Origin of the sequence: Rhizobium sp. CC-YZS058, assembly GCF_034720595.1 — a bacterium.
Lineage (GTDB): Bacteria > Pseudomonadota > Alphaproteobacteria > Rhizobiales > Rhizobiaceae > Ferranicluibacter.
The window spans coordinates 1,805,407-1,829,416 of sequence record NZ_JAYESJ010000001.1; the positions used below are offsets into that span (position 1 = coordinate 1,805,407).

The 24,010-nt window shown below is 65.8% G+C and carries 22 protein-coding genes; 19 read left to right on the plus strand and 3 right to left on the minus strand.

Going from position 1 to position 24,010, the window contains the following annotated elements:
• Window positions 1–7: 7 nt before the first annotated feature.
• Window positions 8–340, minus strand: a complete 333-nt coding sequence (gene erpA / locus U8330_RS08540) for an iron-sulfur cluster insertion protein ErpA (RefSeq protein WP_323104778.1) — start codon at window positions 338–340, stop codon at window positions 8–10.
• A gap of 197 nt (window positions 341–537) precedes the next feature.
• Between erpA and U8330_RS08545 the strand changes: the two genes are divergently transcribed.
• The 14 genes from U8330_RS08545 to U8330_RS08610 all read left to right on the plus strand — a co-directional run bounded on the left by U8330_RS08545 (window position 538) and on the right by U8330_RS08610 (window position 16,339).
• Window positions 538–1,755, plus strand: coding sequence for a deoxyguanosinetriphosphate triphosphohydrolase (locus U8330_RS08545; protein ID WP_323104779.1), 1,218 nt, complete (start codon window positions 538–540; stop codon window positions 1,753–1,755).
• Window positions 1,756–1,832: 77 nt separating this feature from the next.
• Complete coding sequence (gene argS / locus U8330_RS08550; RefSeq protein ID WP_323104780.1) at window positions 1,833–3,593, plus strand: arginine--tRNA ligase; 1,761 nt, start codon at window positions 1,833–1,835, stop codon at window positions 3,591–3,593.
• A gap of 60 nt (window positions 3,594–3,653) precedes the next feature.
• On the plus strand, window positions 3,654–6,200 hold the full coding sequence (locus U8330_RS08555; protein WP_323104781.1) for an SPOR domain-containing protein: 2,547 nt from the start codon (window positions 3,654–3,656) through the stop codon (window positions 6,198–6,200).
• 144 nt (window positions 6,201–6,344) lie between these two features.
• The gene (gene nagZ, locus U8330_RS08560; RefSeq protein ID WP_323104783.1) at window positions 6,345–7,361 is read left to right on the plus strand and encodes a beta-N-acetylhexosaminidase; all 1,017 of its coding nucleotides are present in this window, start codon (window positions 6,345–6,347) and stop codon (window positions 7,359–7,361) included.
• 45 nt (window positions 7,362–7,406) lie between these two features.
• The gene (locus U8330_RS08565) at window positions 7,407–8,228 is read left to right on the plus strand and encodes a ScpA family protein (protein ID WP_323107237.1); all 822 of its coding nucleotides are present in this window, start codon (window positions 7,407–7,409) and stop codon (window positions 8,226–8,228) included.
• Complete coding sequence (gene scpB, locus U8330_RS08570; RefSeq protein ID WP_323104784.1) at window positions 8,221–8,934, plus strand: SMC-Scp complex subunit ScpB; 714 nt, start codon at window positions 8,221–8,223, stop codon at window positions 8,932–8,934. The genes U8330_RS08565 and scpB overlap by 8 nt, the downstream gene beginning before the upstream one ends.
• Before the next feature lie 131 nt (window positions 8,935–9,065).
• Window positions 9,066–9,311 carry a twin-arginine translocase TatA/TatE family subunit gene (locus U8330_RS08575; protein WP_323104785.1) on the plus strand — a complete coding sequence of 82 codons (246 nt, stop codon included), beginning with the start codon at window positions 9,066–9,068 and terminating at the stop codon, window positions 9,309–9,311.
• A gap of 60 nt (window positions 9,312–9,371) precedes the next feature.
• Window positions 9,372–10,148 (plus strand): Sec-independent protein translocase protein TatB, encoded by a 777-nt coding sequence (gene tatB / locus U8330_RS08580; protein ID WP_323104786.1) that lies wholly within the window; start codon window positions 9,372–9,374, stop codon window positions 10,146–10,148.
• Entirely contained in the window at window positions 10,145–10,954 is an 810-nt protein-coding gene (gene tatC, locus U8330_RS08585; protein ID WP_323104787.1) for a twin-arginine translocase subunit TatC, read from the plus strand. Before tatB ends, tatC begins: the two co-directional genes overlap by 4 nt.
• A gap of 143 nt (window positions 10,955–11,097) precedes the next feature.
• Window positions 11,098–12,381, plus strand: coding sequence for a serine--tRNA ligase (gene serS, locus U8330_RS08590; protein ID WP_323104788.1), 1,284 nt, complete (start codon window positions 11,098–11,100; stop codon window positions 12,379–12,381).
• Between the two features lie 30 nt (window positions 12,382–12,411).
• Entirely contained in the window at window positions 12,412–13,179 is a 768-nt protein-coding gene (surE, locus tag U8330_RS08595) for a 5'/3'-nucleotidase SurE (RefSeq protein ID WP_323104789.1), read from the plus strand.
• The gene (locus U8330_RS08600; protein ID WP_323104791.1) at window positions 13,176–13,829 is read left to right on the plus strand and encodes a protein-L-isoaspartate(D-aspartate) O-methyltransferase; all 654 of its coding nucleotides are present in this window, start codon (window positions 13,176–13,178) and stop codon (window positions 13,827–13,829) included. The genes surE and U8330_RS08600 overlap by 4 nt, the downstream gene beginning before the upstream one ends.
• A 150-nt stretch (window positions 13,830–13,979) precedes the next feature.
• Window positions 13,980–14,639 (plus strand): biotin biosynthesis protein BioC, encoded by a 660-nt coding sequence (locus U8330_RS08605; protein WP_323104793.1) that lies wholly within the window; start codon window positions 13,980–13,982, stop codon window positions 14,637–14,639.
• A 140-nt stretch (window positions 14,640–14,779) separates the two neighbouring features.
• Complete coding sequence (locus U8330_RS08610) at window positions 14,780–16,339, plus strand: LysM peptidoglycan-binding domain-containing M23 family metallopeptidase (RefSeq protein ID WP_323104794.1); 1,560 nt, start codon at window positions 14,780–14,782, stop codon at window positions 16,337–16,339.
• A gap of 68 nt (window positions 16,340–16,407) precedes the next feature.
• Here the strand turns inward: U8330_RS08610 and U8330_RS08615 are convergent, their stop codons facing one another.
• A complete protein-coding gene (locus U8330_RS08615) occupies window positions 16,408–17,277 on the minus strand; it encodes an ATP-binding protein (RefSeq protein ID WP_323104795.1) in 870 nt (289 codons plus the stop codon).
• Between the two features lie 229 nt (window positions 17,278–17,506).
• On the opposite strand from U8330_RS08615, the gene yajC reads away from it, so the two are divergent.
• The 5 genes from yajC (at window position 17,507) to U8330_RS08640 (ending at window position 22,496) form a co-directional block, all read left to right on the plus strand.
• Entirely contained in the window at window positions 17,507–17,839 is a 333-nt protein-coding gene (yajC, locus tag U8330_RS08620) for a preprotein translocase subunit YajC (RefSeq protein ID WP_323104797.1), read from the plus strand.
• A gap of 182 nt (window positions 17,840–18,021) precedes the next feature.
• Entirely contained in the window at window positions 18,022–20,547 is a 2,526-nt protein-coding gene (gene secD, locus U8330_RS08625) for a protein translocase subunit SecD (RefSeq protein WP_323104799.1), read from the plus strand.
• A complete protein-coding gene (locus U8330_RS08630; protein ID WP_323104800.1) occupies window positions 20,547–20,933 on the plus strand; it encodes an Mth938-like domain-containing protein in 387 nt (128 codons plus the stop codon). Before secD ends, U8330_RS08630 begins: the two co-directional genes overlap by 1 nt.
• An 82-nt stretch (window positions 20,934–21,015) precedes the next feature.
• Window positions 21,016–21,891 carry a phytoene/squalene synthase family protein gene (locus tag U8330_RS08635; protein WP_323104802.1) on the plus strand — a complete coding sequence of 292 codons (876 nt, stop codon included), beginning with the start codon at window positions 21,016–21,018 and terminating at the stop codon, window positions 21,889–21,891.
• A gap of 158 nt (window positions 21,892–22,049) precedes the next feature.
• Window positions 22,050–22,496 carry a hypothetical protein gene (locus U8330_RS08640; RefSeq protein ID WP_323104804.1) on the plus strand — a complete coding sequence of 149 codons (447 nt, stop codon included), beginning with the start codon at window positions 22,050–22,052 and terminating at the stop codon, window positions 22,494–22,496.
• Here the strand turns inward: U8330_RS08640 and trmFO are convergent.
• On the minus strand, window positions 22,474–23,907 hold the full coding sequence (trmFO, locus tag U8330_RS08645) for a methylenetetrahydrofolate--tRNA-(uracil(54)-C(5))-methyltransferase (FADH(2)-oxidizing) TrmFO (RefSeq protein ID WP_323104805.1): 1,434 nt from the start codon (window positions 23,905–23,907) through the stop codon (window positions 22,474–22,476). The genes U8330_RS08640 and trmFO overlap by 23 nt on opposite strands.
• Window positions 23,908–24,010: the final 103 nt, after the last annotated feature.

A 24,010-nucleotide genomic window follows, 5' to 3' on the forward strand; every position in this document is an offset into this window, starting at 1 on the left:
GCTTGCCTCAGATCGAGAAGCTCGTTCCGCAGCCGCAGCTTGCCACCGCGTTGGGATTGCGGATCTGGAAGGATTGGCCGAGCAGATTGTCGACGAAGTCGATTTCCGACCCGTCCATATAGACGAGCGACAGGCTGTCGATCAGCACCTTGGCCTCGCCCTTTTCGAGCACGAGATCGTCCTCGGCCTGATCGCCGACCAGATCGAACTTGTAGGAAAAGCCCGAACAGCCGCCACCTTCGACGGAGACGCGCATGGCGTTCTTGGCGGTGTCGGATTTCAGGATCGCGGCGATGCGCTTGGCGGCCGAATCAGAAAGCGTGACGCTTGTCGTGGTCATTGTCGTGTCTCCTGCCGGGGTCAAGATCCGGAGAGTGGGCCGGCCGAGCCGGCGGAACGGGAACCGCCTGGTGAGGCAAGAGCGGCAAAGCGATGAAATCCGTACGATTCCTGCCTTTCCGCTTGCCCCGCGCTTTCCTGCGGTTTGGCTTATAGGTATGAAGGCTCGGAAACGGCGTCAATGGGAATGCGGCTGCAATGGGTCTCGATACGAACGCTCTCGGTTTCGGTTTCGGTGAGCGCGCCGTCTTTTCTTCCAATCCCTGGGCGACCCGCGGCCGCCTTTACGCAGAGAGTGCCAGCCCGACCCGCTCCGACTTCCAGCGCGACCGCGACCGGATCGTCCACACCACTGCCTTCCGTCGCCTGAAACACAAGACGCAGGTCTTCATCGCCGCCGATGGCGATCATTACCGCACGCGGCTCACCCATACGATCGAGGTCGCCCAGATTGCACGCGCGCTGGCGCGGGCCCTGCGGCTCGACGAGGATCTGGCCGAAGGCGTGGCGCTGGTTCATGATTTTGGGCATACGCCCTTCGGGCATACCGGCGAGGACGCTCTGCATGCCGTGCTGGAGCCCTATGGCGGCTTCGACCACAATGCCCAGTCGCTGCGCATCGTCACCAAGCTCGAACGGCGCTATGCCGAGTTCGACGGGCTGAACCTGACCTGGGAGAGCCTGGAAGGGTTGGTCAAGCACAACGGGCCGCTGACCGGGCCGGCGGCCGATCCGCGCCATCCGACCGTGCCGCAGCCGATCCTCGACTATTGTGCGCTCCATGACCTTGAGCTCTCCACCTTCGCCAGCCTGGAGGCGCAGGTTGCCGCGATTGCCGACGACATTGCCTACAACACCCATGACATCGACGACGGGTTGCGCTCCGGCTACCTGACCTTCGAGATGCTGGAGGACATTCCCTTCCTCATGGGCCTGATGCGAGCGGTGCATGACCGCTATCCGGGGCTGGAAGACGGGCGTTTCACCCACGAGATTATGCGCCGGCAGATCACCGCGATGGTGGAGGACGTCATTACCGTGGCGCAGACGAATCTGCGCGCGCTGAAACCGCTCTCCGCAGACGATGTCCGCCATGGCGGCCAGGTGGTGGCCACCTTCTCGGCCGAGATGGCGGAAACCGACCGGCAGATCAAAAAGATGCTGATGACCCGCATCTACCGCCATCCGGAAGTGATGCGGGTGCGGGAGAATGCAGCGCGCATCCTCGTCGATCTCTACCACGCCTTCATGGCCGAACCGCGCGAGATGCAGAAGCACTACTGGGTCGATCAGATCGCCGGTCTCTCCGAAGGGGCCAAGGCCCGCCACGTGGCGGATTATCTGGCGGGCATGACCGACACCTACGCCTATTCCACGCACAGGCGCTTGTTTGACCATACCCCGGATTTGCGCTAGCACCCGGCTATCACGCCGCCCCTTTTTTTGAGCACGGCCCGGAGGATCTGCCAGTCCGCGGCCGGACGATGGATGTCATGAACATTTTTGCCGACTTTGAATCCCGGGTGAAGACCATTCTCGAAGCGCTTGATGCGGTTCGAGAAAAGCGAGACGCACTCGATTTCGGGCGCGTCACGGTCGAGACCCCGCGCGATGCGAGCCACGGCGATCTCGCCACCAATGCCGCCATGGTTCTGGCCAAGCCGCTCGGCACCAATCCGCGGCAACTGGCCGAGGAAATCGCAGCCAGGCTGCGCGCGGACGGCGACGTGGCGGATGCGACGGTGGCCGGCCCCGGCTTCATCAACATCCGCCTTTCCGTGCCCTACTGGCAGCGGCTGCTGGTCGCGGTCGCCGCCGCGGGAGAGGACTACGGCCGCAGCCAGGTCGGCGCCGGCAAGCGGGTCAACGTCGAATATGTTTCGGCCAATCCGACCGGCCCCATGCATGTCGGCCATTGCCGCGGCGCGGTTGTCGGCGACACGCTGGCCAACCTGCTCGGCTTTGCAGGCTTCGAGGTCGTGAAGGAATATTACATCAACGATGCGGGGTCGCAGATCGACGTGCTCGCCCGCTCCATCCTGCTGCGCTACCGCGAGGCGCTGGGCGAGGAGATCGGCGAGATCCCGTCCGGCCTTTATCCCGGCGATTACCTGAAGCCGGTCGGTCAGGCGCTGGTTGAGGAGTTTGGCCCCAGCCTGTTGAATCTGCCGGAAGATCGGTGGATGCCGATCGTCAAGGATCGGGCGATCGATGCCATGATGGCCATGATCAAGGACGATCTGGCCGCGCTCAATGTCCATCACGACGTGTTCTTCTCCGAGCGCAGCCTGCATGCCGACGGCGCCTCGCTGATCCGCACGGCGATCAACGACCTCACCTTCAAGGGCCATGTCTACAAGGGCACGCTGCCGCCGCCGAAGGGGCAATTGCCGGAGGACTGGGAAGACCGCGAGCAGACGCTCTTTCGCTCGACCGGGGAGGGCGACGATATCGACCGCCCGCTCATCAAGTCGGACGGGTCCTACACCTACTTCGCGGCCGACGTCGCCTATTTCAAGGACAAGTTCGACCGCAAGTTCGACGAGATGATCTATGTGCTCGGCGCCGATCACGGCGGCTATGTGAAGCGGCTCGAGGCGCTGGCGCGCGCCGTTTCCGGCGGCACGGCGAAGCTCACCGTTCTCCTCTGCCAGCTCGTCAAGCTGACCCGCAACGGCGAGCCGGTGAAGATGTCGAAACGCTCCGGCGATTTCATCACCCTGCGCGAGGTGGTGGATGAGGTCGGCCGTGATTCGGTCCGCTTCATGATGATCTACCGGAAGAATTCAGAACCGCTGGACTTCGATTTCGCCAAGGTGACCGAACAGTCGAAGGACAATCCGGTCTTCTACGTGCAATATGCCCATGCCCGCTGCGCCTCGATCTTCCGCCAGGCGAGGGAGGCTTTCCCGGAGCTCGATGTCGAAACTCTCGATTTCCCGTCGCTGATCGGCAGCGAGATCATTGATCCTAGCGAGTTGCAGCTGGTGGCCAAATTGGCCGAATATCCGCGAATCGTCGAGCTCGCGGCCCTTGCACAGGAGCCACACCGGATCGCATTCTACCTGTACGATCTGGCTAGTGCCTTCCATGCGCATTGGAACAAGGGCAAAGATTCTCCGGATTTGCGTTTTGTTAACGTTAAAAAACGAGAATTGACGCTTGCCAGGCTTGGACTGGTGAATGCGGTGGCTTCCGTCCTGAAGTCCGGCCTGTCGATCACAGGCACGGACGCTCCGGTGGAGATGCGCTGACAGTCACCATTTCCCCACAATGGACTGGCAGTTGCGGCCCGGTATTTGTGAGTGGAGCGAATGGCAGAGAAACAGTTTGCACGAAGCGAGACGATCGATCTCTCGACCTTCGCAGACGACGATCCGTTGAGCGAGCTGGCGCGGATCGTGACGCATGATCATCGCCCCGCTGTCGAGCAGTTGAAGGAGCTGGAGCGTCATCGTGAAGCGATGCGCTTCGATCCGGTCGTCGATCTCGAGGAAGAGCTCCTTCGCGAATTCGATGCCTATGATGCGCCGGTGGCTCCGCCTGTTGCCGTCGAGCCGGAACGCCGTGCTGCGGCGCCGGCGCCGCGCGCCGTCGAGCCGCGCTTTGCGGCCGAACCGAAATCCGAGGCTGCGGCACGCCGCGAGCCTCTCCCCGTCTTCGACCACGCCGAGCCGGAAATGGCGCCCGTGATGTCGAAAGCTCCGATCCAGCCTATCGCGTCGTATGACACGGCGTTCGATCTGGAACGTGAGCTCACTCTTTCCATGGAAGCAGAGGCGGACGCGCCCGTCGTCCCGGCACCGGTTGCCGCGGCACCCGTCGTCGCTCCGGCCATGCCGGCTCCGGTCGTCCCGGCCCCAGTTGTCTCGGCCTCGGTATCCGCACGGCCTGTGGCGCCCGCCGAGCCCGCGCGCCGCGCCGCCTATCCCTTCACGCCGAATTTCAGCCGTGCGACCCCGGTCGCCGGTGGCATGCAGGGGCAGGGCAGGACCTTCGCGACCCCGCTTCCGCAGGCCCCTGCAGCTCCGGTTGCGGTCGCGCCGGCTGTGGTCGCTCCTGCTGCCGTTGCTGCGCCGGTCGAGCCGAGCTTCGAGCCCGATTTCGATCTTGCCGCCTTCGAGCTCGATCTTGCCGAAGCGGCGATGGAGATCGAGGTTGCCCAGCCGGAACAGCCTGCCCGGGCGCCTGTTGCCGCCGCGCCTGCGCCGGTCTACCAGCCTGCCCCTTCGGCGCCGGTCGAGGACTTCTTCGAGGAACTGCCGGAGATCGAGCTGCCGTTCGACCCCTCGATGATTGCCGATGCCGATGACGCTCCGCCGGCGGCCGCGGATTTCGATGTTCCGCAATTGCCGGTGATCGAAGAAAGCCGGCCGGTCCTCGACCAGGGCGACTACGACCTCGATATCGATGCGGAAATGGCGCATCTCTTCGCGGACCAGCAGAGCGCCAAGACGCGCGCTGCCCCGGCTGCCCGCGCCGAGACCGCCGAGACGCTTTTTGCCGAGCCGGCTCGGCCGGCCGCCAGCGCCTATGCCGCTGCGCCGTCGTCCGCCTATGCGCAGCCGGCGCATCTGCAGGCAGCCGCTGCCCAGGCTGCGCCTGCCGCGCCCCGTGCGGCAATGCCGGGTTTCGGCGAGCCGGCGCGCGCGCCGCTGCCGGAGGTCGATGACTTCGAGCAGGTGATGAACGTGGACTTCCGCCGCTCCATGCGGCAGCGCCAGGAGGTTCTGGCCGATGGCGAAATCCCCGAGCCAAGGGCGCTCTATGCCCATGACGAACCGGCACGCAGCAGCCGTCGCCTGATCCTGATGGCAAGTGCGGCGATCGTCGTGCTGGTCGCCGGGGGTGCTGCCGCCTTCACCTATCTCAGCGGCGCCTCCACCCCGTTCTCCAGCGGCGAGCCCCAGGTCATCCTGGCCGACAAGTCGCCGACCAAGATGGTGCCGGTCGACAAGGGCGGCAAGACCGTGCCGAACCAGGACAAGGCCGTCTACGATCGCGTCGCCGGCGCGGCCCAGGAAAGCCCGGTTCAGGACACGCTGGTCTCCTCGACCGAAGAGCCCATCGATGTCGTCCAGCGGACGCTGACACCGGAAACCATGCCGCTGCAGCGTGGCGAGGAAGGCGACGACATGGCGATGGCGACGCCGATCGGCGAAGATGGCGACCGCCTGCTTCCCGAAGAGGGGGGCGTCTCGGTGGCCGAGGAAGATGCCAAGCCGGCTGTCGAGCCGCGCAAGGTTCGCACGATGATCGTCAAGCCGGATGGCACGCTGGTGGCCCGCGAGGAAATGGAAGGGCAGGACAGCTCTCCGCTGATCTCGACGGTCAAGACCACGGCGCTGAAGACGAGCGAGCCGGCAACCGACGTGACGACCGCAACGACCCGGCCGATCGCCGAGGCGAATGCGGAATCGCTCGGTGCGCTGGAAGCGGCGGCGAGCGCCACGGCGAAGGTCGCCAAGCCAGCTGTCTCGGTGCGCGAGCCCGTGCCTTCCGCCAAGCCCGTCGAAGTCGCCAAGGCCGCTCCGGCTGTCGTCGATACCTTCGCGACCCCGGCTTCCACGGCAAGCGACGCCGCGCCTTCCGAAGCGCCGGCAAGGGCGCTGCCTGCCGGCAGCTATGTCGTGCAGATCGCCTCGCTCCCCTCCGAAGCCGATGCCAAGGCTTCGTCCACCAAGATGGCCTCCAAGTTCGGCTCGGTGATCGGCGGCCGTGCGATGGACATCAAGAAGGCCGAGATCGCCGGCAAGGGCACCTATTACCGGGTGCGGGTGCAGGGTGGCTCGAAGGACGAGGCGAACGCGCTCTGCGCCAAGCTGAAGAGCGCCGGCGGCAGCTGCCTGGTCACCCGGTAGGGCGGCCGAACGGCACGAGAGATCGAGACGAGGCGCGGGGGCAGGCTCCGCGCCTCTTTTTTTGGTTGATAACCACCGGCTGCGGCCGGAGGTGGGCAGGGGTTCTGCTTCGCTTCCGCCGCCCAGCCGGTCTAGAGTGAGAGCATGAGCGAATCGAAATCCTTCATTTCCGGCTGCAAGGGCCTGACACTCACCACGGACGAGAAAGCCTTCTTTGCCGATGAGCGGCCCTGGGGCTTCATCCTGTTCGGCCGCAACATCGGCGAGGCGAACCAGATCAGCGACCTGGTGGCCAGCCTGCGCGACAGCATCGGCAATCCGAACGCTCCTGTCCTGATCGACCAGGAAGGCGGACGGGTGCAGCGCATCCGCCCGCCGATCGTCTCCGCCTATCCGAACGGCGCGGCGATCGGTGCCGTCTATGCCGCAGATGCGGAGAAGGGGCTGCGGGCGGCGTGGCTGATGTCGCGCCTTCATGCCTTCGACCTGACGCGCTTCGGCATTTCGATCGACTGCCTGCCGGTTCTGGATGTTTTGACAGAGGGGACGAGCGAGGCGATCGGCAATCGCGCCTATGGCCGCGACCCGCTGGCCGTGGCCGCACTCGGCGCCGCCGCCGCGCAGGGGCTGAAGGCCGGCGGCATGCTGCCGGTCATGAAGCACATGCCCGGCCACGGCCGCGCCGTCGTCGATTCGCACCACAAGCTGCCGGTGGTGGAGGCATCCTTCGAAGAGCTTGCCGTCAGCGATTTCGTCCCCTTCACCGCGATGAAGGACGAGGTGATGGGCATGTCCGCGCACATCGTCTTCACCGCCATCGATCCGGACCGCCCGGCCACCACCTCGCCGGTCGTCGTCGAGCAGGTGATCCGTGGCCATATGGGGTTCGACGGGCTGCTGATGTCCGACGACGTGTCCATGAATGCGCTGGCCGGCGACATGACGCAGCGTGCCCGTAACATCATGGATGCCGGGCTCGATCTGGTTCTCCATTGCCATGGCATCATGGACGAGATGATCGCCGTTGCAGGGGTGGTGCCGGAGCTTTCCGGCGACCGGTTGCGTCGCGCCGAGCGCGCCATGGCCGCCTTCACGCCGGCGGATGATGCCGACGAGATGGCACTGCGCGCCGAATTCGCGGAGATCTTCGCTAGTGCCTAAGGCTCGCGAGGTCGAACGCCGGTGATCGGCACGGGGACGGATGCGATCGGGCCGAACGAGGCGCCCTGGGAACCGCCGGACCGGGCGAGGGACGAAGACGCGCTGGTGGTCGACATCGCCGGCTTCGAAGGCCCGCTTGACCTGCTCCTCCACCTCGCCCGCAACCAGAAGGTCGATCTGGCGCGTATTTCGGTTCTGGCACTTGCCGAGCAGTATATTGCCTTCATCGAGCGCGCGCGGTCGATCCGCATCGAGCTGGCCGCCGACTATCTGGTGATGGCCGCCTGGCTCGCCTTCCTCAAGTCGCGCCTGCTCATTCCGCAGCAGGCCAAGGACGACGGCCCCTCGGGCGAGGAGATGGCCTCGGCGCTCGCCTTCCGCCTGAAGCGGCTGGAGGCGATGCGCGATGCGGCGACGCGGCTCGTCAACCGCAACCGGCTCGGGCGCGACATCTTCGCCCGCGGTGCTCCGGAGCATATCCCGGTCGAGCGACGCTCGGCCTTCGACGCGTCTCTTTACGACCTGCTCTCTGCCTATGCGCAGCTGCGCCAGCGCGAGGCGGTGATGCAGGTGACGATCGAAAAGCGGCAGGTCTGGTCGCTCGCCAATGCGCGGCTGATGCTGGCGCGGCTTATGGGAGACATGACCGACTGGACGGCGCTCGATCACTTCCTGCTGCGCTACATCGACGACCCGAAACAACGGGTGACCGCCATCGCCAGCGCCTTCGCCGCCTCTCTGGAGATGGTGCGCGAGGGGAGGCTGGAGATCCGCCAGGAGGAAGCCTTCGCACCGATCTTCCTGCGGCGCGGCGCGCGACCGCTGACACCGGCCGAGCTGGCCGCCCTCGAGGCCGCCGATGGCTGACGGAGAGCTTGAGGACCGCGAAGGCAGCGGGACCGGAGTTTCCGCCAGCATCCTCCGCGCAGGCGAGGCGGAGCGAATCGTCGAGGCGCTGGTCTTCGCCTCGGCCCAGCCCGTCAGTGAGGCCTTTCTCGCTCAGCGCCTGCCGCGCGACACGGATGTGCGGGCTGTCCTGCAGGCCTTGAAGACGCGCTACGCCGGACGCGGCGTCAACCTCGTGCAGGTCGCGGATCATTGGGCCTTTCGCACCGCCGCCGATCTCTCCTTCGCCCTGCAGACCGACGAGCAGGAGGTGCGCAAGCTGTCGCGTGCGGCCCTCGAGGTGCTGTCGATCATTGCCTATCACCAGCCGGTGACCCGGGCCGAGATCGAAGACATTCGCGGCGTGCAGACCTCGAAGGGGACGCTGGACGTGCTGATGGAGGCCGGCTGGGTGCGCTTCCGGGGGCGGCGGCGGACGCCGGGCCGCCCGGTTACCTTCGGCACCACGCGCGACTTTCTCGATCATTTCGGGCTGGAGGAACTGCGCGACCTGCCGGGTCTGGAGGAGCTCAAGGGTGCGGGTCTGCTGCAGGGGCGCATCCCGCCCAATTTCCACGTGCCGCTGCCCGGCAGCGAGGAGGATCTTGCAGAGGAGGAAGACCCGATCACCGCGCTCGACCTTGAAGAGCTTGGCCTGCTGCCGCCCTCCGGATCCGGGGAGGGATAGGGCGCGCGCTCACGATCCTCTGAAGGCGGAAGCATTGCGCGCTCTTCGCCTTTCCTTTAACCAACAATCATGTTTGCAATGGCCGGTCGGGCGACCGATATGAGAGCCAAGCATTTTCGAGGAGTTAAGACATGGGTTCCTTCAGCATCTGGCACTGGCTCATCGTTCTCGTGGTCGTGCTGCTGCTTTTCGGCCGCGGCAAGATTCCGGAGCTGATGGGGGATGTCGCCAAGGGCATCAAGAGCTTCAAGAAGGGCATGAGCGACGAGGACTCGACCGCTGAGACCAAGCCCTACGACCCCAAGGCAGGGTATGACGCCAAGGGTGTTCCGCTCGACTCGCGCACCGTCGAACACAAATCCGACGAAGTCCGCTGATCCCGTCGACACGACGCGCGATCGAAGCCCGTGTCTGCCTCTGTGCGGAGTTGCTGAACCATGCTTGACGTCGGCTGGACCGAACTGGTGGTCATCGCCATCGTCCTGATCATCGTGGTAGGTCCGAAAGACCTGCCGCCCATGCTGAGGACCTTTGGCCGGATGATGACGAAGATGCGCGGCATGGCCGCGGATTTCCGCCATCAGTTCGATGAAGCCCTGCGGGAGGCCGATCTCGACGACGTCCGCAAGACGATCAACGATGCGCGCAGCCTTAACCCGGCCAACACGCTGCGCGAGGCGATGAACCCGCTGCGGCAGATGGGGAACGAGATCAAGGCCGATCTCCAGCGCTCCACCCGGCCCGATACGCCGGTGATGACGCCGCAGCCGGGCGAAACGGCACCTGTCGCCGCGCCGGCGCCGATCGCGCCCGCCGAGCCGAGCCCGCCACTCTCCGCCGTGCCGCCGGCTGGCCCCCTTGCTACACCTGCTGCGCCTCTGGCAGCCGGCGAGGCCGCACCCGCTTCGGCAGCCAGCGCGGCTCCGCCGCTCCCCGCCTCTCCGGTCTCCCCGGTGACGAGCGCAGCCCTTCCTTCCGTTGAGCCCGCGCCTGTCGTGACGGTCGAGGACATTGCCAAGCCGAAGCGCAAGCCCCGCGCGAAGGCTGCGGCGGGAACGACGGTGCCGGAGGCGGAGACACCCGCGCCGCGCAAGCGGACGGCGAAGGCCGTCGCGGCGCTCGAAGGCGAGAAGCCGGTGCGCACCCGCAAGACGAAGACGGCTGCACCTGGCGGCGAGCCGACTGCCACACCCAAGACCGGAGACGAGGCATGAGCGGCGAGATCGAAGACCGGCCCCAGCCGCTGATCGAACATCTGATCGAACTGCGCACCCGACTGATGTGGGCGGTCGGCGCTTTCTTTCTGGCCTTCCTCGTCTGCTTCTTCTTTGCCAAGCAGATCTTCAACGTGCTGGTGCAGCCGTTCAAATGGGCAGTGTCCTGGGCGGGGCTCGATACAAGGGGCGTCGAGCTGATCTATACGGCGCCGCAGGAGTTCTTCTTCACCCAGATCAAGGTCGCGATGTTCGGCGCTCTGGTCATCGCCTTTCCGATGATCGCGACGCAGGTCTACAAGTTCGTCGCCCCGGGTCTCTACAAGAACGAGCGCGCCGCCTTCCTGCCCTTCCTCATCGCCTCGCCGCTGCTGTTCCTGCTCGGCGCCTGCCTCGTCTATTTCTTCTTCACGCCCATGGTCATGTGGTTCTTCCTGAACATGCAGCAGGAAGGCGGCGAGGGGCAGGTGGCGATCCAGCTTCTGCCGAAGGTCTCGGAATATCTGAGCCTGATCATGTCGCTGATCTTCGCCTTCGGGCTTGTCTTCCAGCTGCCGGTCGTCACGACGCTCCTCGCGCGCGTGGGCTTCGTCACCGGCGACCAGCTGGCGGCCAAGCGCAAATATGCGATCGTCATCTCCTTCATCGTTGCGGCGGTGCTGACCCCGCCGGATCCGGTCTCCCAGATCGGTCTTGCCGTGCCGGCCATCCTTCTCTACGAGATATCGATCTATACGGCCCGACTCATCGAGCGCCAGAGGGCGCGCGACACGGCCGCCCGGGCCTTGACCGAGCAGGACGACTGACGCCGCAGGCGCTGCCGTGCCCCCGGACAAGCCGGCGGGCAGGGCGGCGCATGATCGTCTCTCCGGGCCGAACGAGGCAGGTGTCGGGGCGGGCGCCGGCCTTCAGTCTTTTCCCGCCCCCAGACCGGACTTCGGAGTGGGACATGCTCGACATCAAATGGATCAGGGACAATCCGCAGGCGCTCGACGCTGCGCTCGCCAAGCGCCATGCGCCGCCGCAGGCCGAAGCCTTCCTCGCGCTCGACGAGAAGCGCCGCAGCCTCCTCCAGTCTCTCCAGGACATGCAGTCGCGCCGCAACAGCGCTTCCAAGGAGATCGGCGCGGCCATGGCGCGCCAGGATGGCGCGCTGGCCGAGCAGCTGAAAGCCGAGGTCGCGACGCTGAAGACCACGATGCCGGCGCTGGAGGAAGAGAGCCGGCAGGTCGAGGCCGCTTTGAACGACATGCTCTCCCGCGTGCCGAACATTCCCTATGACGACGTGCCGGTCGGCGAGGATGAGCATGGCAACGTCGTCGCCCGCACCGTCGGCGCCAAACCCGGCTGGAACCACGCGGCCCGCGAGCATTACGAGATCGGCGAGGCCCTTGGGCTGATGGATTTCGAACGGGCGGCCAAGCTATCCGGCGCGCGGTTCACGGTTCTGACCGGACACCTCGCCCGGCTCGAACGGGCGCTCGGCCAGTTCATGCTGGACCTGCACACCGGCGAGCACGGCTACACGGAAGTCTCGTCGCCGCTGATGGTGCGCGACGATGCCATGTATGGCACGGGGCAGCTGCCCAAATTTGCCGAAGACCTGTTCCGCACGACCGATGGCCGCTGGCTGATCCCGACGGCGGAGGTGACGCTGACGAACCTTGTGCGGGACGAGATCCTGGAGCAGGAGAAACTGCCGCTGCGCTTCACCGCGCTGACCCCCTCCTTCCGCTCCGAAGCCGGCTCGGCCGGGCGCGACACGCGGGGCATGCTGCGCCAGCATCAGTTCTGGAAGTGCGAGCTCGTCTCGATCACCGACGCAGACAGCGCCGTCGAGGAGCATGAGCGGATGACCGCCTGCGCCGAGGAGGTGCTGAAGCGCCTCGGCCTGCATTACCGCGTCATGACGCTTTGCACCGGCGACATGGGGTTCGGCGCGCGCAAGACCTACGACCTCGAGGTCTGGCTTCCCGGCCAGGATACCTATCGCGAAATCTCCTCCTGCTCGGTCTGCGGCGATTTCCAGGCCCGGCGCATGAACGCGCGCTACCGCGCCCGCGACGAGAAGGCGCTCAAGTTCGTTCACACGCTGAACGGCTCCGGCACAGCCGTCGGTCGCTGCCTCATCGCGGTCATGGAAAATTATCTCAACGAGGATGGCTCCGTGACCGTGCCGGACGCGCTGCTGCCTTATATGGGTGGCGTAACGCGGATCGAGAAAGCGGCCTGATCACGACGGCCAGAGAGGCAGACGGACTTCATGCGCATTTTGCTGACCAATGACGACGGGATCCACGCCGAGGGCCTGCAGGTGCTGGAGCGGATTGCCCGGACGCTGACTGACGACGTTTGGGTGGTGGCGCCGGAGACGGATCAGAGCGGTCTTGCCCATTCGCTGACCTTGTCCGAGCCGCTGCGCCTGCGCCAGATCTCCGAGAAGCATTTTGCCTTGCGCGGCACGCCAACCGACTGCGTGATCATGGCAATCCGCAAGGTGCTGGGCGGCAAGCCCGATCTGATCCTCTCCGGGGTCAATATGGGCGCCAACATGGCCGATGACGTTACCTATTCCGGCACGATCGCCGGCGCCATCGAAGGCACGCTGCAAGGCGTGCGGTCCATGGCGCTCAGCCAAGCCTACAAGCACGGCACGGACCGCATTGCCCCCTGGGCGGTGGCCGAGACGCATGCGCCGGCGCTGATCCGCAGGCTGATGACGGTTGAGCTTCCCGCCTTCACCTTCCTCAACCTGAACTTCCCCAACTGCGCGCCCGATGCCGTCGTCGCGACAGAGGTGACCGAACAGGGCAAGCTCGATTTCGGCATGGTCGTCGACGAACGGACGGATGGGCGTGGCTACCCCTATTACTGGCTGCGCTTCGGCGACCGGTTGGGCGAGTTCCGGGAAGGAACGGACATCCACGCGGTGCGCGAGAACCGGATTTCCGTGACGCCGCTGAAGCTCGACCTGACCGATCATTCGGTTCTCGACACGCTGACCGACGCTCTTGCCGGAGACCGTGCATGATCGCACGTGCCATGGAGCAGGAAGGGTTTGCGAAGCTGGTCCTGCGGCTGCGTGCGGAAGGCATTACCGCCAAAGGCCTGCTCAACGCAGTCGAGGAAACGCCTCGCACCGCGTTCGCGCCAGCGCTCTATCAGGCCGAAGCGCTGAGCCCGCGTCTGGTGCCGATCGACTGCGGCGCGTTCATGGAGGGCTATGATTACGCCGTCCGGGTCATCCATCACCTGGGCGTCAAGGCCGGCCAGCGCATTCTGGAGGTCGGCACGGGAACGGGCTTTACGGCGGCGGTGATGGGGCGCATCGCCGAGCGTGTCTTGACGCTGGAGCGCTATCGCACGCTGGTGACCGGGGCGCAGGCCAATCTGGAAAAGGTCGGTTTGCGCAATGTCGTCGTCCGACAGGCCGACGGCGCGGCCGGTCTGCAGGGGGAGGGGACCTTCGATCGTATTCTCGTCACTTGCGCCTTCGAAAGCCTTCCGCGCATCTTCGCCGACCATCTGGTCTCGGGCGGCGTCCTGATGGTGCCGATCATGGCGAGCGAAACCGAATGCCGGATGGTGCGCCTGACCCGCACCGGCAGCCGCTTCGACCGCGAAGACCTGTTCGACGCGCCCTACCTGCCGATCGTCCCGAAGATGGCTGCGTTCCTGTAACGGGACAGCCAAGGGCTGCGCCCCACGCTTCGTTCACCCAAAAGCCTCACGCAAGCTCGCGTCGCTAGACCTGTTCAAGAGGGTCCTGTTAGACTGGCGTCGGAGGATCGGATTGACGCTGGGCGCGGCGGACCGCGCAAGGAGCGGACGATGCAGATTCCAGGCAAGCTTACGGTGACTCCGACGGCAGGCGACGGTCGCGGTGGCTACGGCCAGCGGCAGGATGCGCCGGCACCGAGTGCGGCGCCTCAAGTGACCGAGGCGACGCCTTCGTCTGCGCCCGGGCTTTATGATCCCGCCTCCCGCGTTGCGCTTTCGGCCGAAACCCTGCTGTTCCTCAGTCGCGTTGCGCGCGAGCGCGAGAAATATCCGCCGTTGACCCGCGCCGAATGGAACAACGAGCTCTCTCCGGAGCTTGCCGCCCGCGAACATGCCGCTTTCGGCCGATTCACCGAGCTTGGCGACGGCCGCGCCTATTACCGCGCCTTCATCGATTATTTCGACGCGCTCCGCCCCGAGGACCAGCACAGCCTGCGCTATCTCGGCACGCGCGAGGCCGCTGTGGCGGGGCTGCGCTCGCTCGAATACGAGGATGAAGCCGGTCTGGAGCCAACGGATTTCCAGACGCTTGTCAGCGTGCTGCTCGATGCCGACAAGGCGGACCTCGCACGCGCCGTCGCCAGCGAATCGCAGCCTCTGGTCAAGGGCGACATGTTCGGCTGGGAGACCCAATCCTTCTCCTACGAAACCGAGCGCGACAGCACTGTCAGGAGTTCCGAGATCGAGCGGTTCTACCGCGAAAGCTTCTGATCTGCCTGTGCTTTTTCCGTGCCTTCCAGATGATGGAATGGCACCGGAGACGAAACTCGGGGCTTCCCCTTAACCGGCCGGTAACTTTAATACGCTTTAATAAACCTACATCGGGGCAGGGTTCCAGGTAGGTAGGCGTCATGCGAGTAAGAGTTTCGTCGAGTGTCGGTCGGTCGGCAGTTCGTGTTCTGGCAGCGGTTCTTCTGGCCAGTGTTGCCACAGGGTGCAGTTCCGACTCCACGCGCTTCGGCGGTCTGTTTTCCCGCGGAGACAGTCTGACCACGAGTTCGGTGCAGCCGGCCGGCCAGCCGGTTCCGCGCGGCGATGTTGCCGGTGCGGGCATGGCGCCGATGGATTCCGGTCGCTCCTCGGCCAGTGCCCAGCCTTTCCCGGATCCCGTTTCCGCCGCCCCCGTTTCCCGCGCCCGCGTTGCCTCCACGCCGATGAGCGTCCAGCGCAGCGGACTTGCGGAGCCTTCCGTCGCCAGCGAAACCGCCATGCGCGAACCGGCCCTGCGCCCGGCAGCGCAGGCTCTCCCGTCCGCCGCCGCCAAGACGCCGGCTCTCGCCGCACCGGACATGACCAAGACCGCCTCGACCCCGTCCAAGGCCGGCTGGTCCACCGCCAATGCGCCCGCCGTCCTTCTGCGCCAGGGCGATACGATCGCCACGCTGGCCAATCGGTTTGGCGTTCCGGAGAAGGAAATTCTGCGGGCCAACGGTCTGAAGCGCGCCTCCGACGCCGAAGTCGGTCAGCGCATCCTCATCCCGACCTATGGCGTTGCCAGCAGCGCCGCCAAGCAATCGGCCTCGGATGCCGCGACGCGGCTCGATGTCGACAAGCAGAAGAACACGCCGGTGCTTCCCGAAAACCGCGATGTCGCGATCCTGCCGACCCAGGCGCAGTCGCGTGACAAGGGCAAGGGCAATGCCGACCTCAACACCGGCCGCCTGGCCTCGAACGGCGAAGGCGGCGGCGCGGGCACCTACATCGTCAAGTCCGGCGACTCGCTGAACCGCATCGCCAAGGCCAACAACGTCTCCGTCGAGGCGCTGCGCCAGGCGAACGGCCTGACCAGCGGCGCAATCCGCGTCGGCCAGACGCTGACCCTGCCGAAGGCGGGCGCAGCGGACCCGATGACGACGGCCTCGCTGCCCGCCAAGGCCCCCGCCGTTGCCCCCGCAGCCCAGCCGGCCGCGGTCAAGGCCGAACCTGTAAAGGCTGCAGCGCCGGCCGCTGCTGCCGCCGAGCCTGTCGCCAAGCAGTCCGTCACCGAAGTCGCCTCGCGCGACGATGGCTCCGACGAAGCGCCGAAGGGCACGGGCATCAGCAAATATCGCTGGCCGGTGCGCGGCGCGGTCATCGCCGGCTATGGCGCCAATGTCGAAGGCAGCCGCAATGACGGCATCAACATTTCCGTCCCGGAAGGCACGCCGATCAAGGCTGCCGAAAACGGCGTCGTCATCTATTCGGGCTCCAGCCTGAAGGAGCTCGGCAATGCCGTTCTCGTCCGCCACGACGACGGCACCGTCACGGTTTATGGCAATGCATCGGAACTGATGGTGCAGCGCGGCCAGAAGATCCAGCGCGGCCAGACGCTCGCCGCCTCCGGCATGAGCGGTCGCGCCAGCCAGCCCCAGGTGCATTTCGAAGTGCGCAAGAACGCCACTGCAGTCAACCCGGCCACCTTCCTCGAATAGGTCTTGCGTCCCTGGATGGCCGAGCGCTCCCTTCTTCCAGGAAGGGAGCGCTTCGCGTTTTCGTGCGTTCAGCCAAGCTCGATGCGCTGGCGCAGGCGGCCGGCGAGGTCCTGGATGAATTGCCAGGCGACGCGGCCGGAGCGCGCACCGCGCGTCGTGCTCCATTCCAGCGCTTCGGCATGTAGCTGATCCGGCGAAACCGCCAGCTGGAAATGGGCGGCATAGGCATCGATCATCGCCAGGTAGTCCTCCTGGCTGCATTTGTGGAAGCCGAGCCAGAGCCCGAACCGGTCGGAAAGCGAGACCTTTTCCTCGACCGCTTCGGCCGGGTTGATCGCCGTGGAGCGCTCGTTCTCGATCATGTCTCGCGGCAAGAGATGGCGGCGGTTGGAGGTGGCATAGAGGAGTACGTTGCCGGGCCGCCCCTCGACGCCACCATCGAGCACGGCCTTCAAGGACTTGTAGGACGTGTCGTCATGGTCGAAGGAGAGATCGTCGCAGAACACGATAACCGGTGCTGGGGCGGCTTTGAGGACCTCCATGAGAGCGGGGAGGCTGGCGATATCCTCGCGGTGGACCTCGACCAGCTTCATCGCCACGCCTGTTGCCTCGATGACCGCTGCATGCACGGCCTTGACCAGCGACGACTTGCCCATGCCGCGCGCGCCCCAGAGCAGCACATTGTTGGCCGGGTAGCCTTCCGCAAAGCGTAGCGTGTTGTCGAGCAGGATATCGCGCACGTGGTCGACGCCCTGGATCAGAGACAGGGCGACGCGGTTCGGGCGCGGTACGGGCTGGAGATAGGATTCATGCGGTGCCCAGACAAAGCAGGGCGCGGCACTCCAGTCGGTGTCCCGCGGCGGCGGGCCGGCCATGCGCTCCAGCGCGCTTGCGAGCCGGCGCACCTCGGCGATCAGCGTGTCGAGCCTCGCGGACATCTTGTCTCTCCTGCCTGTCTTGAGGGTGGGTTCGGCCTTGCGAACGCGGCTCGCTCTATCACGAGGTGGTGAAAGCGCCAACCGCGGGGCTTACAAGACGGGACAACCAGCGTCTCGGGGCCGGGTGGCGGTTGCAATCGCAAGGCCCGACCTTATAGTGCGGCGGTCCCGAAGGCGGGCGGCCAGAACGGCCCTTTTTGCCCGCAGACCCAGTTTCAAGGAGTGATCGATGATCTTTACGGAAGCCTTCGCACAGACGGCGACCCCCACCGGCGCCGGCAGCGTGGATATCCTGATGTCCATCCTGCCCTTCCTGCTGATCTTCGTCGTCATGTACTTCCTGATCATCCGGCCGCAGCGCGCCGCCCTGAAGCGCCGTGAGGAACTGCTGCGCAACATTCGCCGCGGCGACCAGGTCATCGTCGCCGGCATTGTCGGCAAGGTCACCAAGGTGATCGACGACAACGAGCTGGAAGTGGAAGTGACCGACGGCGTGAAGATCCGCGTCGTGCGCTCGGGCGTGACGGAAGTGCGCGTCAAGGGCGAGCCGGTCAAGGAATAAGGCTTTCCGAAGCTTAGCCGCCGCGTTACATTCAAAGGCCCGCGCACACCCCGTGCCGCGGGCCTTTTCGCATCTGCTCTTTCCTGTCCGATCTGTGCTAAGGGGTCGGACGCAAACGATTTCTCACTGATTCTGCGCGGCTGCCGCGCCAGGGATCGGCCAAGGACACCGCCAGGAGCGTCATGCCGCAGACCTCACGCTTCGGAACCGTCTTCATCTGGCTGATCGTCGTGGCCAGCATCCTGGCCGCCTTGCCCAACCTCCTGCCGCGTAGCGTCCTCGACCGGGTTCCGGACTGGCTGCCGCATCGCCAGGTGTCGCTCGGGCTCGACCTATCTGGCGGGTCGCGCATCGTGCTCGCCATCGACCGCGCGGAGATCACGCGCCAACGCCTGCAGGCCGCCGTCGATGCGGTCGCCGCACGGCTGCGCAGCGCGAATATCGCCTTTGCCAATCTGAGCGGAAGCGGCGATCGGCTGACCCTGACGCTGCGCGATCCAAGCCAGCGAGAGGCCGCCGGCCAAGCGCTTGCACCGCTGGCCGGCGCTGCGGACCGCGGCGGCGACGGGGCCGGCCGTGAGCTCGTTCTGGCTGACGGGGAGGGCGGCACCCTGACTGTCACGCTGACGCGGGACGGGATCGATAGCCGGCTTGCGGAGGCCGCCGCGGCCAGCATCGAGGTGCTTGACCGCCGTCTGACCGAGCTCGGCGTGGCCAATCCGCGCATTTCCCGGCAGGGCGGCAACCGGATCGTCGTGCAGGTGCCGGGGCTCTACGATCCCGAACAGCTGAAAACCGTGCTCGGCCAGGCCGGCGATGTCTCCTACCGCATCATCGACACCTCGATCCCCTCCAGCCAACTGATCGGGGCGCAGCCTCCAGCGGGCTCGGAGGTGCTCTATTCGGCCGAGGATCCGCCGGTGGCCGTTCTCGTTCGCCGCGTACCGATCGTGTCCAGCCATGATGTGGTGAATGCCGAAGCCGTAGACGACGAATTGAGCGGCACGCCCGCCGTCGACCTGACTTTCACGCCTGATGCGGCGCGGCGTTTTGCCGAAGCGACCCGCAGCGCGGTCGGAAGCCAGCTCGCGCTCGTTCTCGACAATGCCGTGATCGGCCTGCAGCCGGTAACGGCGCCGGTGACCGACGGGCGCATGCGGCTGATGGCCGAGATGACGCCGGAAGGGGCGCAGGATCTGGCTCTGGTGCTCCGGGCCGGGGCGCTGCCTGCACAATTGACCGTGGCGGAGGAGCGGACCTCGGGCGTCGGCCGTGGACAGGATGCGATCCGCGCCATGGTGATTGCCGGCGGGGTCAGCACCATCGTCATCGTTGCCTTCATGATCGCCTTCTACGGAAGCTTCGGCACGATCGCGAGCATCGCGGTCGTGGTCAATGTCATCATGATGATCGCCGTTTTGAGCCTTAGCGGGCTTCCCCTGACATTGCCCGGCATTGCCGGCATCGTGTTGACGATCGGAATGGCGGTCGACAGCAACGTGCTGGTCTACGAGCGCGTGCGCGAGGAGGGCCAGGCCGGCCGCACGGTCTATGATGCGGTGCGCAGCGGCTTCTCGCGCGCCTTCGGCGCCATCGTCGATGCCAATATCACGACGCTGATTGCCGCAATCATTCTCCTTTATCTCGGCTCCGGCGCGATCCGCGGCTTTGCGGTCACGCTCGCCATCGGCATCGTGACCACGCTTTTCACCTCGTTCACGCTGACGCGCGTGATGCTGGATGCCTGGCTGCGCAAGCGGGCCCGCAGCCGGCTGCCGCGCAGCATCCGCACCGGCCTGTTCGACACGCTCGGCATCCGCTTCATGGCGGTGCGCAACATCGTCTTCGCGGTGACGGCCGTGCTGTCGCTCGGATCCATGCTCGCCTTCGGCATGATCGGCATGAACCTCGGCATCGATTTCTCCGGCGGCTCCGTGCTGGAGCTGCGCGCGCGCGAGGGCAATGCCGACCTCGCCGATATCCGCAGCCGGCTTGGCGAGTTGAACCTCGGCACCGTTTCCGCCGATCGCGGACAGACGGCGCGGGATGCGGTGGTGCGGGTTCAGTCGCGCCAGGGCGGGGAGAATGCCGAGCAGACGGCCGTGCTGCTCATACGCGGCGAACTGGAGGATGACTATGAGTTCCGGCGCGTCGAAGTGGTCGGACCGACGATCTCGGCCGCGCTGGCCCGCGCCGCCACGCTCGGCATCGCCGTCTCGCTTCTGTCGATCCTCGTCTATCTCTGGGTCAGGTTCGAATGGCAATTCGCTGCCGGAGCGATCATCGCGACGCTTCACGACGTGCTGATCGTCATCGGTCTCTTCGTGCTGACGGGGCTGGAGTTCAATCTGGCGAGCGTTGCCGCACTGCTCACCGTCGTCGGCTATTCGCTGAACGATACGGTGATCATCTATGACCGCATCCGGGAAAATTTGAAGAAGTTCCCGCGGATGCCGCTGCCGATCCTGCTCGACACGTCGATCAATCAGACCCTGTCCCGCACGATTCTGACCGGCGCCACGACCATTCTTTCTCTCGCAGCGCTCGCGGCTTTCGGCAGTGACGTGATCCGTCCCTTCGCGACCGTTTTGATGTTCGGTATTGCCGTGGCGACCTTCTCCTCCATCTACGTTGCCGGACCGATCCTCATTCTCTTCCGGCTGCGCCGTCCCGACCGGGTTGCCGTTCCCCTCAAGGATACAGCCTGATGCGCCGACCGATCGAAGTTCGCAACGCCCACTTTCCCGGTCGGGCACCGATCGACAGCTATGGCAATGGCGGCTTCCGCTTCGCCGGCATGTCGCACCGCGGCTCCCTGCTGCTTCTCCCCTCGGGCATTTATGGATGGGATGTCGAAAGCGGCGATGTGCTGACGCGCGATGTCTTTGCCCGCGTGCTCGAGGAAGCCGAGGCGCTCGATACGCTTCTGGTCGGCACGGGCCTCGATATTCGCCCGCTTCCGGCGCCGCTGAAGAGCGCGTTTCGCGAGCATGGGCTGGCTTCCGATCCGATGAGCACCGGCGCGGCCATTCGCACCTACAACATCATGCTGGCCGAGGAGCGCCGCGTCGCGGCAGCCCTGATCGCGGTCTGATGCCTGCATCTTTCGGGCACAGGCTGAGTTCGTCTCCGATCGCCATTCCCGCACCAATTTTTACAGCCGGGCCTTCGCAGAGATGACCGACCAGACCGCTTCCGCCTCCTCATCAACGCCAGTGCTCGATCCATGCCTCGCCGCGCTGCGCGATCATGACCGGGACCGCTATCTCGCCTGCCTGCTGGCGCCGCAGGAGAAGCGGCCGGCGCTTGCGGCGCTCTATGCCTTCAATGCCGAGATCGCGCGGGTCCGCGAACTGGTGCATGAGCCTTTGCCAGGCGAAATCCGTCTGCAATGGTGGCGGGACGTGCTGGAACAGGGCGGCGGTTCCGGCAGCGAGGGCCACCCGGTCGCAACAGCGCTTCTCGACACGATCCGCACCTGGCATCTCCCGGTCGGCGTGCTGACCGACATGATCGACGCCCGCATTTTCGATCTCTACGACGATCCGATGGAAAGCCGCACCGCGCTGGAGGGCTATGCCGGCGAAACGGCGTCCGCGCTCATCCAGCTTTCCTGCCTCATTCTCGACCCCGAGGGCGCGCGCGCCAGTTCCGATGCGGCCGGCCACGCCGGCGTGGCGCAGACCGTCGCCGGTCTCTTGATGCTGGCGCCGATTCACCGCCAGCGCGGGCAGCTCTATCTGCCGGCGGATCTGCTGACGGCAACCGGGACCAGCCGGGAGATGGTGCTGGACGGGCGCGACAAGGCGGCGATCGGCCGCGCGGTCTCCGCCTTCGTCGGGCTCGGCCGAGAGCATTTGTCGAAGGCGCGTGCGACGGCACAGCGCATCAGCCGCGCCAATCGGCCGGCCTATGCCACCGTCGCGCTTGCCGACCCGGTCTTCCGCCGGGCCGAGGCGGCAGGGGCCGATCTCTTCGACGCGCCGATCGCGCCAGCGCAATGGCGACGTCAGTGGTGGATGTGGCGCGCGGCGCGGACCGGACGGTGGTAGAGGGAAATGTCAGTCCGCCCCGACGCCTCCGGGCAAGCTTGCCATGCGAAAAGCCATGCGGGCGGAGCCTGATAGTCAGCGCGTCATCTACGCGGCGACTGGATTGGCACTGTGACGATCAGGCTGGCGGACCCTGCGGCCCGGAACGGGAGTGAAGGATGATTTCCTGGGTGATACTGGCTGCGGCTCTGGTGGCTGCAGCGGCGTTTTTCCAGCGGATGAAGATGCGCACGGAAGCCGAAGCCGCGGCACCTGACGAGGGGCAGGCCATTCTCGACTTCAACCGCGCCTTTCCCGACGAGCCGATCCGCGCCATCCATGCCACGGTCGATGGCTCTGCCTATGTCGTGCGTCTTCATGACGGCAAGGCGGGGATGATGCTGAGCCAGGGCGCGCATTTCATCTGCCACCTGATGGATCCGGGTCGTGTCCAGGCCACACCGGCCAGTGCCGCCGATTCGGTGACCCTGCACTTCCTCGACCATCCGCGCTTCGACGGCACCTATCGCTTCGAGAGCCCGGCCGTCGCCGCCGAAATCGCACTGTGGATCCTGGGCAGCTTCACGCCGTCGTCGTCGCCCTCTACGCCGATCGGGGCAGTCTGACCGGGCCTTCGAGCCAGGCGGCGCAATCGGCCAGGGCGCGCGCTGCTGTAAGCTGCTTCTTGACGATCGCCTTTTCCTTGCCGCGAAACCGCTTGACGCCCTCGGGCTTGGTGATGGCCCCGGGCTCCAGCGGCGGGAACAGTCCGAAATTGACGTTCATCGGCTGGAATGAGGATTTCCCGACTTCGTCCTCGGCGGTCAGATGTCCGCCGGTGATGTGGCCGAGCAGGGCCCCGAAGGCCGTTGTCGCCGGCGGGAGGACGGGGGTTTCGCCGCGATGCTCGGCACTGGCGAACCGACCGGCAAGCAGGCCGATGCTCGCACTTTCCACATAGCCTTCGCAGCCGGTGATCTGGCCGGCAAAGCGCAGTGACGGTCGGGATTTCAGACGCAGCGACCCGTCGAGCAGGATCGGCGAGTTGATGTAGGTGTTGCGATGCAGCCCGCCGAGCCGTGCGAATTCCGCCTGTTCGAGACCGGGAATCAGGCGGAATACTTCCGCCTGTGCGCCGTATTTCAACTTCGTCTGGAACCCGACCATGTTGTAAAGCGTGCCGAGCGCATTGTCCTGGCGCAGCTGGACGACGGCATAGGGCTTCACATCCGGGCGGTGCGCATTGGTCAGCCCCATCGGCTTCATCGGGCCGTGGCGCAGGGTTTCGCGGCCTCGCTCCGCCATGACCTCGATCGGCAGGCAGCCATCGAAATAGGGCGTGCCTTCCCATTCCTTGAATCCGGTGCGATCGCCTGCCACCAGCGCGTCGATGAAGGCGTTGTATTGGGCCTCGTCCATCGGGCAGTTGATGTAGTCGCGTCCTGTGCCGCCCGGCCCGACCTTGTCGTAGCGCGACTGGAACCAGCAGATATCCATGTCGATCGTTTCGGTGTGGACGATCGGGGCAATGGCATCGAAGAAGGCCAGCGCATCCGCACCGGTCTCCGCCTGGATGGCGGCGGCGAGGGCCGGCGCGGTCAAGGGACCCGTCGCGACGATCGAAAGACCCCAGTCCTGCGGCGGCAGACCCTGAACCTCTCCGCGTTCCAGGCGGATCAGCGGGTGGCTGGCAATCGCCTTCGTGACTGCGGCGGAGAAGCCCTCCCGGTCCACCGCCAGAGCGCCGCCGGCGGGGACCTGGTTGCGATCGGCGCAGGCCATGATCAGCGATCCCGCCAGCCGCATTTCCGCATGCAGAACGCCGACGGCATTGCTGGTTGCGTCATCCGAGCGGAAGGAGTTGGAGCAGACGAGCTCGGCGAGATGATCGGTCTTGTGCGCTTCCGTTGGCCGCAGGCCGCGCATTTCGTGCAGGATCACGGGAATGCCGGCTTCGGCGATCTGCCAGGCAGCCTCGCTGCCGGCCAGGCCGCCGCCGATGACATGAATGGGGGGGAGGGAAGAAGCGTTTGTCATCGCGCGGATATAGTCGATGGCGGCGGAAGACGCAAAGGCTCACGCATCATGCCCGGAATCAGTCCTTCACGACCTGCGCCTTTCCTGTATATTTGTGATGCCT

Excerpts from the sequence above, each read along its gene's own strand:
- U8330_RS08605 (WP_323104793.1), top strand. The coding sequence starts at position 13,980 with ATGCAGATTCCAGGCAAGCTTACGGTGACTCCGACGGCAGGCGACGGT.
- U8330_RS08610 (WP_323104794.1), top strand. The coding sequence starts at position 14,780 with ATGCGAGTAAGAGTTTCGTCGAGTGTCGGTCGGTCGGCAGTTCGTGTT.
- trmFO (WP_323104805.1), bottom strand. The coding sequence starts at position 23,907 with ATGACAAACGCTTCTTCCCTCCCCCCCATTCATGTCATCGGCGGCGGC.
- U8330_RS08575 (WP_323104785.1), top strand. The coding sequence starts at position 9,066 with ATGGGTTCCTTCAGCATCTGGCACTGGCTCATCGTTCTCGTGGTCGTG.
- scpB (WP_323104784.1), top strand. The coding sequence starts at position 8,221 with ATGGCTGACGGAGAGCTTGAGGACCGCGAAGGCAGCGGGACCGGAGTT.
- argS (WP_323104780.1), top strand. The coding sequence starts at position 1,833 with ATGAACATTTTTGCCGACTTTGAATCCCGGGTGAAGACCATTCTCGAA.
- U8330_RS08640 (WP_323104804.1), top strand. The coding sequence starts at position 22,050 with ATGATTTCCTGGGTGATACTGGCTGCGGCTCTGGTGGCTGCAGCGGCG.
- U8330_RS08630 (WP_323104800.1), top strand. The coding sequence starts at position 20,547 with ATGCGCCGACCGATCGAAGTTCGCAACGCCCACTTTCCCGGTCGGGCA.
- serS (WP_323104788.1), top strand. The coding sequence starts at position 11,098 with ATGCTCGACATCAAATGGATCAGGGACAATCCGCAGGCGCTCGACGCT.
- yajC (WP_323104797.1), top strand. The coding sequence starts at position 17,507 with ATGATCTTTACGGAAGCCTTCGCACAGACGGCGACCCCCACCGGCGCC.
- U8330_RS08615 (WP_323104795.1), bottom strand. The coding sequence starts at position 17,277 with ATGTCCGCGAGGCTCGACACGCTGATCGCCGAGGTGCGCCGGCTCGCA.
- nagZ (WP_323104783.1), top strand. The coding sequence starts at position 6,345 with ATGAGCGAATCGAAATCCTTCATTTCCGGCTGCAAGGGCCTGACACTC.
- secD (WP_323104799.1), top strand. The coding sequence starts at position 18,022 with ATGCCGCAGACCTCACGCTTCGGAACCGTCTTCATCTGGCTGATCGTC.
- tatB (WP_323104786.1), top strand. The coding sequence starts at position 9,372 with ATGCTTGACGTCGGCTGGACCGAACTGGTGGTCATCGCCATCGTCCTG.
- U8330_RS08555 (WP_323104781.1), top strand. The coding sequence starts at position 3,654 with ATGGCAGAGAAACAGTTTGCACGAAGCGAGACGATCGATCTCTCGACC.
- U8330_RS08545 (WP_323104779.1), top strand. The coding sequence starts at position 538 with ATGGGTCTCGATACGAACGCTCTCGGTTTCGGTTTCGGTGAGCGCGCC.
- surE (WP_323104789.1), top strand. The coding sequence starts at position 12,412 with ATGCGCATTTTGCTGACCAATGACGACGGGATCCACGCCGAGGGCCTG.
- U8330_RS08600 (WP_323104791.1), top strand. The coding sequence starts at position 13,176 with ATGATCGCACGTGCCATGGAGCAGGAAGGGTTTGCGAAGCTGGTCCTG.
- tatC (WP_323104787.1), top strand. The coding sequence starts at position 10,145 with ATGAGCGGCGAGATCGAAGACCGGCCCCAGCCGCTGATCGAACATCTG.
- erpA (WP_323104778.1), bottom strand. The coding sequence starts at position 340 with ATGACCACGACAAGCGTCACGCTTTCTGATTCGGCCGCCAAGCGCATC.
- U8330_RS08635 (WP_323104802.1), top strand. The coding sequence starts at position 21,016 with ATGACCGACCAGACCGCTTCCGCCTCCTCATCAACGCCAGTGCTCGAT.